A 14,819-nucleotide genomic window follows, 5' to 3' on the forward strand; every position below is an offset into this window, starting at 1 on the left:
CCGATCGGTTCCCAGCTGTGCTCAGTGCAGCTTCACGCGTGACTCGGTGCGCCGGGTCAGCGCCCGCGCGACCGCGTCGAGGGTGGTCTTCACCGTGCCGTGCAGGGCCTGCTCGTGCATCTTGTAGAGCGAACGGTACATCATCCGGGCGAACAGCCCGGCGATGAACATGTTCTTGCCCTTGATGAACCCCATCAGGCTGCCGACCGTCGAGTATTCACCCAGCGAGACCAGCGAGCCGAAGTCGCGGTACTTGAAGGCTTTCAGCGGCTTGCCGGCCATCTTGTCGGGAATGATCTTGATGAGGTGCGAGGCCTGCTGGTGCGCGGCCTGGGCGCGGGGCGGGATCGGCGTGTCCGAGCCCTTCTCGACCAGGTAGGCGCAGTCGCCCATCGCGAAGATGTCCGGGTCGCGGGTGGTCTGCAGGGTCGGCGTCACCACGAGCTGGTTGTTGCGCGTGGTCTCGAGGCCGCCGATCTCGTGCAGGAATTGCGGCGCCTTCACGCCGGCCGCCCAGACAACGAGTTCGGAGGGGATGAAGCCGCCATCGGCGAGCTGGACCCCGTCGGGCCGGACCTCCGTCACCCGCGCGCCGGTACGGACCTCGACGCCGATCTTGTCGAGCAGCACCATGACGTCCCGGGACATCCGCTCCGGCACCGCCGGCAGGATGCGGCTCGCCGCCTCGACCAGGGTGATCTTCAGGTCCTTGGCCGGGTCGATCCGGTCGAGGCCGGTGGCGGCCACGTCGCGGGTGGTGCGATGGAGCTCGGCGGCCAGCTCGGTGCCGGTGGCGCCGGCGCCGATCACCGTGACGTGAAGCTGGCCCGGCCGCACCGGACCCGGCTGGGTGTGGGCGCGCAGCATGCCGTTGATCAGGCGCTGGTGGAAGCGCACCGCCTGGCCCTGGGTGTCGAGGGCGATGGCGTTCTCCTGCACGCCCGGCGTGCCGAAGTCGTTGGTGGTGGAGCCCACCGCCATCACCAGGGTGTCGTAGGGAATCTCGCGCACGGGCGTGACCTCGCGCCCCTCGGTGTCGTGGCTGGCCGCGAGGTGGATCACGCGCTTGGCCCGGTCGAGGCCGGTCATCTCGCCGATGCGGTAGCGGAAATGGTGCCGGTGGGCGTGGTGCAGGTAGTCGACCGCGTGGTGGCCGACATCGAGGCTGCCGGCGGCGACCTCGTGCAGCAGCGGCTTCCAGATGTGCGTCCGCGCCCGGTCGACCAGGGTGACGTGGGCCTTCTGCGTGCGACCGAGCTTGTCACCCAGCTTCGTGGCGAGCTGCAGCCCCGCCGCACCGCCGCCGACGACCACGATGCGGTGGAGTTTATCCTCGGTTTCACCCGGTACCATGTCGCTCAGGTCCTCATGCGCCGCGGTTGCAGGTTTGCGCGCCCGCACGGCGGGCCACGCATCCTCATCCCGGGCTTCAGCTTAAAAGGATTACAAACCGGCCGCCATTCCCCTCACGCCGGTGCGCCCGGCTGGCGCAGGGGATGCGCGCGGGCGAAGGCGTCCTGGGCAAGGCAGTCCTCGGCGATCCGGCGTACGGTCGGGAACGGCGCGGTGTCGACGCCGAAGATGCCGGTGCCGACCCAGAGGCTGACGAGGCAGAGGTCGGCATGGGTGACCGCGTCCCCCTGCGCGTAACGCCCGGTGCCGGGCTCGCCGGTGAGGCGGGTCTCCAGGGTCTTCAGGCCGGTCGCCATCCAGTGGCGCACGAACTCGAGCATGCGCTCGCGCGGCAGGTCGTAGCGCTCCATCAGGAAATTGCGCACCCGCGGCACGTAGAGCGGATGGGTGTCGCAGGCCACGACCTGGGCCAGGGAGCGGGCGCGCGCGCGTTCGCGGGGCTGGCTCGGCAGGAGCGGCGTCGCCGGATGGACGTCCTCCAGGTAGTCGAGGATCGCCAGCGACTGGATCAGCGGCGGGCCGTCGCCGTCGAAGAAGGCCGGCACCGCGCCCTGCGGATTGATCGCGAGGAAGTCCGGCTTGAACTGCTCCCCGGCATCGAGGTCGAGGAAGACTTCCTCGTAGGCGATGCCCTTCAGGTTCAGGGCGACCCGGACCCGGAAGGCGGCGGCCGAGCGCCAGTTGCCGTACATCTTCATGCGCGCCACGCTTCCTCTTCGCGGAATCTTATCTGTCTCTTATCGCTGCGCGACCACACCCGACATCGCGCCCGCCCGCAAGCCCGTTCTGCCGACGAATGCAGGTGGATTGCACGATTTGGCAGCGTCGTGATCATCGCGCATAGGAGGAGGCGAGGGGTCCATCCTCGGCCGGTGAGTGACGCGATGCAGATCGAAACGCCCTACCTGATGTTCCTCGGCGACGTGCCCGACCGCCTTGCCGCCAAGACCGCCTACGGAATCAAGGACTGGCGTCCCGAATGGTGCGTCGGCCAGCTGCGCCTGCCCGGCTGCGCCGCCGATCTCGGCATCCCGGACCTCACCCTGGACGAGGCCGTCGCGAAGGGCTGCCGCACCCTGGTGATCGGCGTCGCCAATGCGGGCGGCGTCCTGCCCGAGCACTGGGTCGCCGAGGTCGTGGCGGCCCTGGAGGCCGGGCTCGACATCGCCAGCGGTCTGCATGCCCGCCTCGGGGCGGTACCGGCCATCGCCGAGGCCGCCGAGCGCCACGGCCGGCAGCTGCACGACGTGCGCCACACCGCCGAGACCTTCGCCACCGGCAAGGGCACCAGGCGGCCCGGCCGCCGCCTGCTCAGCGTCGGCACCGACTGCTCGGTGGGCAAGAAGTACACGGTTCTCGCCTTGGAGCGCGGCATGCGCGAACGCGGGCTCGACGCCGATTTCCGTGCCACCGGACAGACCGGCGTCTTCATCTCGGGGCGCGGCGTCGCCATCGACGCGGTGGTGGCCGACTTCATCTCCGGGGCCGTCGAGTGGATCGCCCCCGCCGCCGCCCCGGAGCACTGGGATCTGCTCGAAGGGCAGGGCTCGCTGTTCCACCCCTCCTTCGCCGGCGTGAGCCTCGGGCTCCTGCACGGGGCGCAGGCCGACGCCTTCGTGGTCTGCCACGAGCCGACCCGGACGACCATGCGCGGCGTCCAGCACCCGCTGCCGACGATCCGGCAGGTGATCGACCTCACGGTCCAGCTCGGGAGCCTGACCAATCCGGACATCCGCCCGGTGGGCATCGCGGTCAACACGCAGGATCTCGAGGAGGGGGCGGCGCGTGCGCTGCTCGCCGACCTCGCCCGGGAGTACGACCTGCCGGCGACCGACCCCGTCCGCTTCGGCGTCGATGGCATCGTCGACCGGATCGTCGCCGAGTTTCCCCCGGCGACGACGGGGGCGGGCGCATGACCCGGCGCCTCGACGTCGCGGTCGAGCGCTTCCCGATCGCGGGGGCGTTCACCATCGCGCGGGGCAGCCGCACCGAGGCGGTGGTGGTGGTCGCCACGATCACCGACGGGGAGGGCCGGGTCGGGCGCGGCGAATGCGTGCCCTATGCCCGGTACGGCGAGACCGTGGAGAGCGTCGCCGAGCTGATCCGGGACCATGCCGAGGCGATCGCCGTCGGGGTGACCCGGGCCGACCTCCAGGTCGGCATGAAGGCCGGCGCGGCGCGCAACGCCCTCGACTGCGCCCTGTTCGACCTGGAGGCCAAGCAGCTCGGGCGCCCGGCCTTCGCGATCGCCGGCCTGTCGGCGCCGCAGGTCGCCACCACCGCCTACACCCTCAGCCTCGGCGAGCCGGAGAGCATGGAGGCGGCGGCGCGCCAGGCGGCGCACCGGCCGCTGCTCAAGGTGAAGCTCGGCGGAATCGGCGACCCGGAGCGGATCGCCGCCGTGCGGCGCGGGGCGCCCGACGCGCGCCTGATCGTGGATGCCAACGAGGCCTGGCGCCCGGAGACGATCGAGGCCAACCTCGCGGCCTGCGTCGCCGCCGACGTCCGCCTGATCGAGCAGCCGCTGCCCGCCGGCGAGGACGCGCTGCTGGCCGAGATCGCCCGGCCGATTCCGATCTGCGCCGACGAGAGCCTGCACGACCGCGCCGGCCTCGACGCCCTGAGCCGGCGCTACGACGCCATCAACATCAAGCTCGACAAGGCCGGCGGCCTCACCGAGGCGGTGATGCTGGCCCACGAGGCGCGGGCCCGGGGCTTCTCGCTGATGATCGGCTGCATGGTCGGCACCTCCCTCGCCATGGCGCCCGCCATGCTGCTCGCCCACCACGCCGAGTACGTCGACCTCGACGGCCCGCTGCTGCTGGCCCGGGACCGGGAGCCGGCCCTGCGCTTCGAGGGCAGCCTGATCCACCCGCCGGAGCCCGAGCTCTGGGGATGAGAGGTGTCGTGAGGTCCGGCCCGGCTTCCCGTCGATGGCACGGAAGCGGTCGGCCCGACCGGCCCGCGCACCGGGGCCTCGGAAGGCGGTCAGCCCTTCACGACGGCGCGCAGGAGATAGACCAGCGCCGTGAAGGTCACGAGGCTCGCCGCGTAGAAGGCGACGAACCAGAGCAGCCGGCGGCCCTTGGCCCCGGACGAGCCCGCGCTCAATGCCCGTAGCCCCCGGATTCGAGGTCCTCCGCCACCTTCCCGCGGAAGACCCAGTAGGCGTAGCCGGTATAGGCCAGGGTCAGCGGCATCACGACGGAGTAGCCCACGAGGGCGAATTGCAGGGCGCTGACCGCGTTGGCCGCCTGCCAGATCGTGAAGCGCGGCGGCACGATGTAGGGGAACAGGCTGATCGCGAGGCCGAGGAAGCCGAGCAGGAACAGCGCGATGGTCAGGAGGAAGGGCGCCACATGGCGGCCGTTGCGGATGCTGTGGAAGATGCCCCAGGCGACGAGGGCCGTCACCACCGGCACGGGCGCCACGTAGAGGATGTTCGGCCAGGAGATCCAGCGCCACTGGATGTCGAGGCCGAGGAACGGCACCCAGACGCTCACCACCGCCATCGCCACGATGGTGGCGGCGAGGAACTGCAGGCTCTTGCGCCGGGCCCAGATCTCGAGTTCGCCCGAGGTCTTCATCACGCACCAGGTCGCCCCGAGCAGCCCGTAGCCGCAGACGAGGCCGATACCGGTGAGCACGCTGAAGGGGGTGAGCCAGTCCATGGTGCCGCCGGCGAAGCCGCGGCCCTCGATCTTGAAGCCCTGGACGAAGGCCCCGAGCACCATGCCCTGCGCGAAGGTCGCCAGCAGGGAGCCGTAATGGAAGGCGTTGTCCCAGACGAACTGCGAGCGCTCGGCCTTGAACCGGAACTCGAAGGCGACCCCGCGGAAGATCAGGGCGATCAGCATCAGGATGATGGGAATGTAGAGCGCCGGCAGCAGGATCGCGTAGGCGACGCTGAAGACCGCGAACAACCCGCCGCCGCCGAGCACCAGCCAGGTCTCGTTGCCGTCCCAGATCGGCGCGACGGAGAGCATCATCCGGTCGCGCCAGTTGCCCTTCTGCGCCGCCGTGAACAGGATGCCGACGCCGAGGTCGAATCCGTCGATGACCACGTACATCGCCACCGCCACCGCGAGCAGCGCGGCCCAGACGAGCGGCAGCCAGAAGGCCGCGCCCTCGTATTCCATCCCGAAGCCGAACATCCGCTGAGATCCTCGTCCGCGCCGCGAATCGTCTACCGCCTCACGGGGACGAGCGTTCCCCGCGCTCCGCGAGCCTAGCGCGCTCCGCGGAATTTTGCGCGCCCCGCCACGGGACTTTCCTGTCGCTGTCCGAGAGGGTGTCGCGGGAGGCCGGACCGGCGCCGACGGCCTGGGCCGCCCGCCGTCCGATCTCGGCGGCGCCCTCGCGCAACGCCGCCTCGCGCATCGGGGCGGGCAGGGCCTCCCAGGCAACCGCTGCCGCGTCCGCGGCCGTCGGGGCCGCCGGCACGGTCGCACCCTGGCGCTGCAGCGCCAGCCAGGACAGGGCGCCGATCACCAGGCCGGCACGGATGAGAAATGACATGGCTCTGGCCCGGACGCGCCCCGGCCGGGGCGCGAACACCGTCGCGGGCGACCAGTAAAGACCACCTGACCCGCCGCCCGGAAAGCGCCCGAATGGTGAACACAAGATTAGCGCGAAGTCCATCCAGGCTTTTTCGTGTCATGCCCCGAAAAGGTCTGCCGGCTCGACCGGTCACGGTTACATCCCGGAAAGCATGCGGAGACAATCGGACTGACTAGCGCAAGACTCGCTTAAGTCGGCTCTGCGAGGTTCGGCCCTGTCGAGTGTTCGTCGAGCCAAGGGGCGTCGGGTTGGCCGTCAGGCTGTTGCCCGCGCTGTGCGTGTCGGTATTGCGTATCTACGGTGCCCTGGCTTCCCTCATCGATGTCCGCCTCGCGGGGCTCGTCCATGAGTCGGTGAAAGAGGATGGCGGCGTGCGCTTCCGGCACGAGCGCTTCCTGGTCTCCCGCCTCGCCACCGGCCTGATGATGATGCTGGGCCTGCCGCCCTACCTCGTGCTGCGCGGGGTCCCGACCGGCGCCGAGGCCCTGGCGATCGCCAGCCTGATGCTGCCGGTCTTCGCCGCCGTGCTCCTGTCCCGCACCGGCATCCTCTGGCTCGCCCACGCCATCTCCTCGGCCGGGCTGACCGGCGTGGTCGTCTGCCTCGCGATGATGACCGGGGGCGCCGATTCCGCCGCCGCGATCTGGCTCGTGGCCATTCCCCTGGAGGCCGTGGTCTCGGGTTCGCGGCGGGCCACCCTGGCGGCGGCCATCGTGGCGGCCCTCGGGGCGCTGACCGTGGCCCTGCTGCCGCCGCTGGCCGAGGGCGCGACCCTGCCGGAATGGTCGCGGGCCCTGGCGATGCCGGTCTTCGCCATCACGGCCATCGGGCACATCGCCGCCCAGGCCCTCGAACATTTCCGCCACGAGGGCCGCTGGCTCGCCCGCCTGCGCGACAACGAGCGCCGCGACCGGATGCTGCTCTCGGCCATCGACGATCTCGTCACCTGGCACGACCACAACGGTCGCGTCCTCGAGGCCAGCGCCTCGGCCACCCGCTTCCTCGGTGCCGAGCCGGCCGCCCTGCAGGGCCACGGCCTGCTGGAGCGGGTCCATGTCGGCGACCGTCCCCTGCTGCTGCAGGCCCTCAGCGACGTCGCCGCCCACGGCCGTCCGGCCCGGGTGCAGTTCCGGCTGCATCTCGACTTCGCCGCTACCCGGGCCGAGGGCGCCGCGCAGGTGATCTTCGCCGAGATGCGCATCCACCGGATCGACGGGCGCGCCTCCGAGACGGCCGTCCCCGGCCGGCTGCAATCCAGCGTCGTCGCGGTGACTCGCGACGTCACCGAGCACCGCCGCCACGCCGAGGAGCTGGAGCAGGCCCGGGCCGAGGCTGAGCGCGCCGACGAGGTGAAGAGCCGCTTCCTCGCCAATGTCAGCCACGAGCTGCGCACGCCGCTCAACGCCATCATCGGCTTCTCCGAGGTGCTCTCGGGGGAGGGCGGGATGGCGACCGATCCGGAGCGCACCCGCGAATACGCCGGCATCATCCGCAATTCCGGCCAGCACCTGCTGGAGGTCGTGAACACGCTCCTCGACATGTCGCGCATCCAGAGCGGGCATTTCGACTACGCGCCGGAGCCCTTCGACCTCTCGGCCCTGCTCCAGACCTGCTGCAACCTGATGCAGCTCAAGTTCGACCAGGCCGGCATCGCCCTGGTGCGCGAGGCCGGGGCCGCCCCGGTGGAGATCACGGCCGACATGCGCGCCTGCCGTCAGATCATCATCAACCTCCTGTCGAACGCCGTGAAGTTCACCCCGCGCGGCGGGCGGGTGGAGATCGGCCTGCGCGGCACGGGCAAGCATCTCGACGTCATCGTCGGCGACACCGGTATCGGCATCAGCGAGGCCGACCTGCCCCGCGTCGGCAGCCCGTTCTACCAGTGTGCCGGCGGCTACGAGCGCACCCACGAGGGGACCGGTCTCGGCCTCTCCGTGGTGCAGGGCCTCGTCGGGCTGCATGGTGGCGCCATCCTCATCGAGAGCACCCGGGGTGAGGGCACCACGATCACCGTCACCCTCCCGCGCGAGTGCCGCGTCGGCACCGGCGCCATTCCGTCGGCACCGATCCGCACCCGCCTGCGTCCGACGGTGACGGGCGGCAGCCTCGTCGCCGCCGCCAAGGACGGCCCCGTGCCGATGCGCCGGCCCATGGGCCTGTTCGAATCGAGCCCCGAGCCGGTGCGCGAGAGCTACGTTCCCCTGCGGCGCGCCGGATGAGCGCGCCGCGTCCCTGCCCGTCCCCGGTGATCCGGGCCCCGCGTCCTGCGGGGCCCGACCGCCGTTGCGACCAGCCCTGAGGAGATCCGATGCGCGAGCCGCAAGCACGCCGCGACCAGCGAGATATCGTCGTTCCGTCCCGCGCCCGCGAGGCGCGGCCCGCAGCCCGGCGCCGGCCGGCCCCGGGCCGCTTCGCGGGCCTCGGGGCGCTGGCGGGGGGCGCGGGACGGGCCGTCCTGCGCCATCCCGGCGAGGTGCTCGGGGTCGCCGTCGTGCTCGGCGCCGTGTCGATGATCTGCCTGAACGCACTCGGCTACCAGATGGGGCGCCATCCGGCGCCGATCTTCCCGAAGCTCGCCGCCAAGCCGCCGCTCTCCCGCTCGGCCGAGGCGCCGAAGCCCGCGGCCTCCGCCGTCGCCCGCACGGAGGCGGGCAAAGCCGAAGCCGGCAGGTTGGAGGCGTCCAAGTCTGAGGCGTCCAAATCCGAGGCATCCAAGTCCGAGGCGAAACCCGAGGGCGCGGCCAAGACTGCGCGGGACGGCATCGGCGAGATCATCCGGGCCGGCGAGCCGGCCGGGGCCGAGACCACCGCCTCGGTGGCGAGTCTCGGCGGCCTGACCCTCGCCCAGGCGCAGCGCGCCCTGGTCAAGCTCGGCTACGGACCGCTCAAGGCCGACGGGCTGATGGGGGCGAGCACCCGGGCGGCGATCGAGAAGTTCGAGCGCGACCGCAAGCTGCCGGTCAAGGGCGAACCCTCGCCGCGGACCTTCCGCGAACTCGCCACCCGGGCGGGCGCGACCCGGGGCTGATCCGGCGGGGCGGCGTGCTATAGACCCGCGCATGGCACGCCTGCGCTCGGATTTCTGGGTCTCCGCCCATCTTCGCCGCCTCGACATCGAGGGCATCGCCGCGGTCCAGCGCCGGCGCGGCTCGCCCGAGGCGGGGGCGATCTTCGTGAAGGTGGATCGTCTCGACGGCAGCGCGGACCTCTACGGGCCGGCCCCGCAGGCCCTGGTCGATGCCGAGGCCGACGGCGACCGCCGCTTCGTGACGCTCCTCAGCGAAGCCTCGCCCGCCGATGTGGAGATCCGTCTCGGCAAGGAGCTGCGCTTCGACGACGACCTCTGGATCGTCGAGATCGACGATCGGGCCGGGCGTCACCGCCTCGACCTCGCCGAGTAGGGCGCGCCGACCGGAGCCCGGCCGGCGGCACCGCTCAGCTGGTCTGGCGCTGGCGGCTCGGCAGGGGGGTGCGCAGGGGCGGGCGCTCGGCCGCAGCGGCCTGGGCGCGCGGACGCTGCGCGTCCGGGGCGTGGTAGGGCTGGTGCGCCGTCGCGGCGGCGCGCTCCTGCGGGGTCCAGTCGAGGATCGCCGACAGGAGGTCGCGCGCGGCGGCCCGCGGCAGGGTCCGGAACAGCTTGACCAGATCGAACACCCGGTCGACCGAGCGGGCGACCGCCTCGTTCAGGGTCAGGTAGATGTAGACCGCCTCCTCCTCGTGCAGGCCGGCGGCGCGCATGGCCACCGTCAGCAGCTCGTAGCGCAGCGACGGATCGGGGGTGGTGGTGACGAAGCCCTTGGGCAGCCCCAGCATCTCGGTCAGGGCCGCGATGAAGCCGGCGATGTCGGCGCGCGCCGCGAAGCCCGTGAGCACCGCCCCGGCCTCGCGCGGCGCCGGCGGGTTCGGGCGCAGGGCGGCCGTCGCCATCATCGCCTGGCCGATCGCCTCCCGGCGGGTCTGGTCGGCGAGGAGGAAGAGCGGCGCGACGTCGGCATGGGCGAGGTCGTGGCGGGCCAGGAGCGCGCGGCCGAGGTCGGGGTTCCGGCGGCCGCGGCCGACCAGGCGGGCCAGCATCTCGCCCTGGAGATGGGCGGCCGGGTTGGCGGCCAGCGCCCGGTCGACGGCGGCGTCGTCGCGGGCGATCAGGTCGGCGAGGGTGGCGCGGCTGAGGTCGTGCCGGCTCGCGATGGCGGGGCCGAGCTCGGAATCCTCGGCCAGGGCGGCCTGGATCATGGCCTGGGTCAGGATCGGCGCCTGGGAGATCACGGCGTCCCGGGCGCCGCCGCCGCGCTCCACCAGGGCGGCCAGCAGGCTGGGCGGCGTGTCGGGGAAGGCGGCGAGCTTGCGGGCGACGATCTCGGCGGTCTCGTCGTCGACGATCGGGATCAGGCCGCCGGCCAGGGAGGCGAAGGCCGCCACGGTCTTGCGGTCCCGGACGCCGGCCGAGAGGAAGAGATCCGTCTGCACCCGGAGGATGACGGGTTTCAGATCGAGATTGTCGAGGCGCGACAATTCGATCAGGCCGGAGAGGTCCGGCGCATCGTCGAATGATGGGGACATGGCACTTCGGTTACGCAGAACTCGCTGATCGCAAGGATTAGCGGAATTGCGTGAACCGACCTTTAAGGACGGTCGGCCCCGACCGTCCCCGCTTGCGCCATGCCGATCCTACGCCCCGACCGGAGCGTGGGACGCGACGTCTCTCAGACCGCGCGCCGGGGCTGGGCCGCCTCGCCGGCCTTCGGCGGCGGAAACACCACCGGCGTCGGGGTGTTGGCGGCCATCGGGCCGGGCGTCGCGGCCGGAGGCGGGCTCGCGGCCGCCGCGGCCATGCCGGCGGCCACCGGCGCGGTGGCTCCGAAGTCCTTCGCTCCGGCTTCCTTCACGCCCGCTTCTTTGGCCCCGCCATCCTTGCCGCCCGTACCCTTGCCGCCCGTATCCTTGCCGGCCGCGGACGGGAACAGCACCGTCGTGCCCTTGGCCTCGGTCGGCGCGGCGACGGGAGCCGAACTGTGCGTGGGCGCCGGGGCCGCGAGCGCGCCCTCGGGCGCCGTCTCGTCCTCGGCATGCGGCTCCTCGGGGCCGGCGATCAGCTCGGTCGGGGTCTTCCAGACGAAGGCGTCGAGGCGCCCGCTCACCGGGGAGACCGGCGCCCAATGCTCGGACGCGATGCCGTCGGCCACCCAGAGCGGGTCGCGCGGGGCGTGGGCGGCGCGCGACAGCCACTCGCGGGCGCGGCCCGAGCCGGCACCGTGCTCGGCCTCCTCGATACGCGCCATGGTCAGGCATGCGCGGACGGTCGGACGGTCGGCGAGGAGCGGCGCCAGCGCGTCGCGGGCCTGGCCGAACTCGCGGGCCTCGTAGGCGGCCTGCGCCATGGCGAGGCGTGCCTCGGGGTGCCAGGACGAGATCTTGGCCAGGGTCTCGGCCCGGGCCATGCGGTCGCGCACGGAATCGCCGGTGCGCAGGTTCAGGTAGGTCTTGGCGAGATCCGGATGGGGGCCGGCGCGCCAGGCGGCCTCGATGATCTTCGCGCCCTTCCGCAGGTCGCCCCGGCGCACCATCAGGCGCGCGGCGAGCACCGCGGCCGGCACGAGATCGGGCGCGAGCTTGACCGCCTTGAGAACGCGCTCGGTGGCGGCCTCCGGCTCGCCGGCCTCGCGCTCCTGCGCGGCGGCGGTGAGCAGGACGGCGCGCTGGCGCCGGGCGGTCGCCTTGTCGATCAGGCCGAGGGAGGCGCGGCGCTCCACGGTCTCGTTGGCGCCGCTCCAGTCGCCGTCGGCGCATTGCGCCTCGAGCACGGCCTCGTTGGCCCAGGTCACGCTGGGCGCCAGGCGGGCGGCCTCGGCCGCGTAGGCGCGGGCGGAGGCGTCGTCCTCGCGGCGTCGGGCCTCGACGAAGAGGCCGCGCAGGCCGAGCACCCGGGTCTCGGGGTCGTTGACCATGCGCTGGAAGGCCTGCTCGGCGGCCTCGCGGTCGCCGGAGATCTGCGCGGCCTGGGCCTTGAGGAGCAGCGTCAGCGGCTCGGCGCCGAGCAGGCGCTCGGCATCGTTGGCGTGGCGGCGGGCGGCGAGGGGATCGCCCGACCCGACCGCGACCATGCCGCGGGACAGGGCCGAGAAGCCCTTTGCCCGGCGCCGGTCGCGCGAGCCGCGCACCAGGGTCTCCGGCAGGGTGATGAACCCCCGCACGATGGCCCAGATGAAGCCGATCAGGATGGCGGCGATCAGGACGCCGATCAGGCCGATGGCGAGGCTGGTGGCCACCTCGTAGCCGTTCCACACGATGGTGACGGTGCCGGGATGGTCGGCGACCCAGGTCGCGCCATAGGCGGCGACCGCGAGAAGGGCCAGGAAGGCGAGGGCGCGCCACATGAGATCAGAAACTCCTGGGAGTGGCGTCGGCCGGTCCGGCGACACCGAGAGTCGGGGGCGGGAGCACGGGACGCTCCCACGCGGAATCCGGGCGGCCGCGCGACCCGCCGCAGGGCAGGAGGCGCGGCCGTGCGCTCAACGGGAGGCGCCGGTGGCGGGCAGGCCCTTGAAGGCGTCGGCGAGGAGGCCCCGCGCCGCGTCGCCGGCGGCGGCGCGCGAGGCCAGCTTGGTGCCGAAATCGCCCGCCTCGGCCCGTGCCGCCTCGGGCAGGGCCGCGAAGGCCTCGGCCGCCTCCTTGATGGCCCCGCGATCGAGGGCCTCCTGCACCTTGGGCGCCGTGTCGGGCGCCGGCGCGTTGGCGCCCCCGGCGGCCGGCGTGTCGACGCGGCGGACCTGGACGATCGATTCGGCCATGCTCATCAGCTTGGTGCCGATGTCGCCGGTCTCGGCCACGGCCTTGCTCTGCGCGGCCCGGCGCTTCGCCGCGATCTTCTCGGCGATGGGACGGAACTCGGCCGCCAGGGTGGCGGCCGTCGGCGCACCCTTGTCGGCGAAGGGGGCCACCGCCGTCAGGCGGGCCGGATCGCCCGGCTCCAGGCCGCGCAGGGCCGAGAGCGCGTCGGCGTAGGGCGCCCCGGTGTTGAGGGCGGTGGCGATCCGGTCGGCGGAGACGACCCGCAGGGCCGCCTGGAGCGTCGCGGTCTCGGCGCGCTCGGAGACGGCCTTGTCGAGCCCGGCGATCTTGTCGGCCTGGGCCTGGAGCTGGCGCTCCACGGCCTTCGCCGCCTCGGCCGCCTGGGTCTTGCTGGCGTCGGCGACCTTCTCGCTCGCCTGCGTCGCCGACTGGACCGCCTCGGTGGCGGCCTGGACCCGCGCTTCGAGCGATTGCTGGAGCGCCGTCACCTTCTGGCTCAGGGCCTGGGCCGCCTCGGCATTCGCCTTGGTCTTGGCGTCCACGTCGCCCTGGAGTGCGGCGAGCTTCGGGGACAGGTCGGGCTGGGCGGCGGGCTTGGGCGCCGCATCGACCTTGCCCTCGATCGCCTTGAGGCGCTGCTCGAGCTGGGTGAGCTGCGGCGCGGGCGCCTGGCTCACCGCCATGCGGGCGTCGCCGCCCTGGTCGCGCCCGGGCTCCTCCTGCAGCGCCGAGACGCGCTGGTCGAGGGCATCGAGGCGGGCGACGAGATCGGCCGGGATCGCGGCCGGGGCGGCGGCCTGTGCGCCCTCGGCCGGCGCCGGGGCGCCGCCCTGGGCCGCGCTCGCCTTCTCGAGGGCCTGACGGGCGGTGGAGACCGCCTCGGGAACGGACTTCAGCGCGGCCTCGTTCGCCGCGACCCGCTTGTCGAGGCCCGCCAGGGCGTCCTTCGGGGCGAGGGCCGCGATCCGCTGGTCGAGGGCGGTGATGCGCGCATCCTCGCCCGGCGCCATCAGGCCGCTGCGGGCGACCCCGAAGAGCAGGCCCGCACCGACCACGCCGCCGAGGAGACCTGCGGTGACGAGGGAGCCGAAGCCGGCGCCCGGCGAGGCGGCGGGCGCGGCCGCGGCGGCCGGCGTGATGCGCGGGGTGGTCGGGCCGGCCGACTTCGGCGCATCGCCGCCGTTCTTCGCATCGGAGGTCTTGGGGTCGGACGGCTTGGGGTCAAACGGCTTGGGGTCGAACGGCTTGGTATCGCCGGTCTTGGTGTCGCCGGGCTTGCCGTCCGCCGGCTTGGCCGACATCGCCGCGGCGGCACCGGCGGCACCGGCGGCACCGGCGGCAGTCGCAGTCCCGGCGGCGCCGGCGGTCTTCGCAGGCGGCACGGGATCGGGCAGGCGCTTGGCCTTCAGGTCGATGATCGGGCCGTCGGTCACGGATTGACCCGGGCGGGCACCGGGCGACGTGCCGCCGAAGCCGCCGGAGCGGGGCGGCTCGGATTTGCCGGCGTCGCCCTTGATGGGCTCGGCCTTCGGGGCCTCGGCTTTGAAAGTTTCGGCCTTCGCGGCGTCAATCTTCGACGGATCGGTCTTGAGTGAAGCCGGATTCGGCGCGTCGGCCTTGATCGCGTCAGTCTTGGCGGACCCGACGGCCAGCGGATCGGGCCGGGTCAGGTCCGGCTTCGAGGCATCCGGCTTCACGGCATCGGTCTTGCCGATGTCAGCCTTGCCGATGTCAGCCTTGCCGATCTCACCCTTGCCTGCATCGGTCTTGCCGGCATCGGGGGTGAGGATCGCGGCCTTGGCGGCCTCCGTCTTCACGGCGTCCGTCTTCACGCCTTCCCTGACCGGCTCGCCTTTGGCCGAGGTGCCCGGCGCGGCGCCGGCCAGGTCGGGCTTGGCCGACGCCTCGACCTTCGGCGGGATCGTGGAGCCTGGCGCGGTCGGCTTGCCGGGCTCGGGCGGCCGGTTGCCGGTGGGAGAGCCCGGGCGGTTGGCGTCGCTGTTGGGTGGTTTCACGGTTCAAGGCTCCCTTCCCGTCTCCCGCAGCCCGGCCCGTTC

13 protein-coding genes are annotated in these 14,819 nt (G+C 72.9%); 5 read left to right on the forward strand and 8 right to left on the reverse strand.

Going from position 1 to position 14,819, the window contains the following annotated elements:
- Positions 1-21 precede the first annotated feature (21 nt).
- Both ACXJY8_RS00610 and maiA read right to left on the reverse strand, forming a co-directional pair.
- Complete coding sequence (locus ACXJY8_RS00610; protein ID WP_463774900.1) at positions 22-1,353, reverse strand: NAD(P)/FAD-dependent oxidoreductase; 1,332 nt, start codon at positions 1,351-1,353, stop codon at positions 22-24.
- A gap of 113 nt (positions 1,354-1,466) precedes the next feature.
- A complete protein-coding gene (maiA, locus tag ACXJY8_RS00615; protein WP_463780248.1) occupies positions 1,467-2,111 on the reverse strand; it encodes a maleylacetoacetate isomerase in 645 nt (214 codons plus the stop codon).
- A gap of 186 nt (positions 2,112-2,297) precedes the next feature.
- Here maiA and dgcN point away from each other — a divergent pair, with 186 nt between their 5' ends.
- Both dgcN and dgcA read left to right on the forward strand, forming a co-directional pair.
- Positions 2,298-3,329: an N-acetyltransferase DgcN gene (gene dgcN, locus ACXJY8_RS00620; protein WP_463774902.1), complete on the forward strand. Its 1,032-nt coding sequence runs from the start codon at positions 2,298-2,300 to the stop codon at positions 3,327-3,329.
- Positions 3,326-4,312, forward strand: coding sequence for an N-acetyl-D-Glu racemase DgcA (gene dgcA / locus ACXJY8_RS00625; RefSeq protein ID WP_463774904.1), 987 nt, complete (start codon positions 3,326-3,328; stop codon positions 4,310-4,312). Before dgcN ends, dgcA begins: the two co-directional genes overlap by 4 nt.
- Positions 4,313-4,401: 89 nt before the next feature.
- On the opposite strand, the gene ACXJY8_RS00630 is transcribed toward dgcA, so the two are convergent.
- From ACXJY8_RS00630 to ACXJY8_RS00640, 3 genes are read right to left on the reverse strand one after another with little or no spacing between them, the layout of a single operon-like run.
- Positions 4,402-4,524: a hypothetical protein gene (locus tag ACXJY8_RS00630; protein ID WP_463774910.1), complete on the reverse strand. Its 123-nt coding sequence runs from the start codon at positions 4,522-4,524 to the stop codon at positions 4,402-4,404.
- Positions 4,521-5,567, reverse strand: coding sequence for a cytochrome d ubiquinol oxidase subunit II (gene cydB / locus ACXJY8_RS00635; protein WP_463774913.1), 1,047 nt, complete (start codon positions 5,565-5,567; stop codon positions 4,521-4,523). The genes ACXJY8_RS00630 and cydB overlap by 4 nt, the downstream gene beginning before the upstream one ends.
- Positions 5,568-5,607: 40 nt before the next feature.
- Positions 5,608-5,931: a hypothetical protein gene (locus ACXJY8_RS00640; protein ID WP_463774916.1), complete on the reverse strand. Its 324-nt coding sequence runs from the start codon at positions 5,929-5,931 to the stop codon at positions 5,608-5,610.
- 320 nt (positions 5,932-6,251) lie between these two features.
- Between ACXJY8_RS00640 and ACXJY8_RS00645 the strand changes: the two genes are divergently transcribed.
- The 3 genes from ACXJY8_RS00645 to ACXJY8_RS00655 all read left to right on the forward strand — a co-directional run bounded on the left by ACXJY8_RS00645 (position 6,252) and on the right by ACXJY8_RS00655 (position 9,374).
- A complete protein-coding gene (locus ACXJY8_RS00645; protein ID WP_463774919.1) occupies positions 6,252-8,192 on the forward strand; it encodes a sensor histidine kinase in 1,941 nt (646 codons plus the stop codon).
- Between the two features lie 89 nt (positions 8,193-8,281).
- Positions 8,282-9,001 (forward strand): peptidoglycan-binding domain-containing protein, encoded by a 720-nt coding sequence (locus ACXJY8_RS00650; protein ID WP_463774922.1) that lies wholly within the window; start codon positions 8,282-8,284, stop codon positions 8,999-9,001.
- Between the two features lie 31 nt (positions 9,002-9,032).
- The gene (locus ACXJY8_RS00655; protein WP_463774924.1) at positions 9,033-9,374 is read left to right on the forward strand and encodes a DUF1491 family protein; all 342 of its coding nucleotides are present in this window, start codon (positions 9,033-9,035) and stop codon (positions 9,372-9,374) included.
- Positions 9,375-9,408: 34 nt separating this feature from the next.
- Here the strand turns inward: ACXJY8_RS00655 and ACXJY8_RS00660 are convergent, their stop codons facing one another.
- The 3 genes from ACXJY8_RS00660 to ACXJY8_RS00670 all read right to left on the reverse strand — a co-directional run bounded on the left by ACXJY8_RS00660 (position 9,409) and on the right by ACXJY8_RS00670 (position 14,777).
- A complete protein-coding gene (locus ACXJY8_RS00660) occupies positions 9,409-10,533 on the reverse strand; it encodes a DUF2336 domain-containing protein (RefSeq protein WP_463774927.1) in 1,125 nt (374 codons plus the stop codon).
- A 143-nt stretch (positions 10,534-10,676) separates the two neighbouring features.
- Positions 10,677-12,347, reverse strand: coding sequence for a heme biosynthesis protein HemY (locus tag ACXJY8_RS00665; protein ID WP_463774931.1), 1,671 nt, complete (start codon positions 12,345-12,347; stop codon positions 10,677-10,679).
- Positions 12,348-12,482: 135 nt separating this feature from the next.
- Positions 12,483-14,777 (reverse strand): translation initiation factor 2, encoded by a 2,295-nt coding sequence (locus ACXJY8_RS00670; protein ID WP_463774934.1) that lies wholly within the window; start codon positions 14,775-14,777, stop codon positions 12,483-12,485.
- Positions 14,778-14,819 lie beyond the last annotated feature (42 nt).

The sequence above is a fragment of the Methylobacterium sp. TK31 genome (assembly GCF_055361545.1).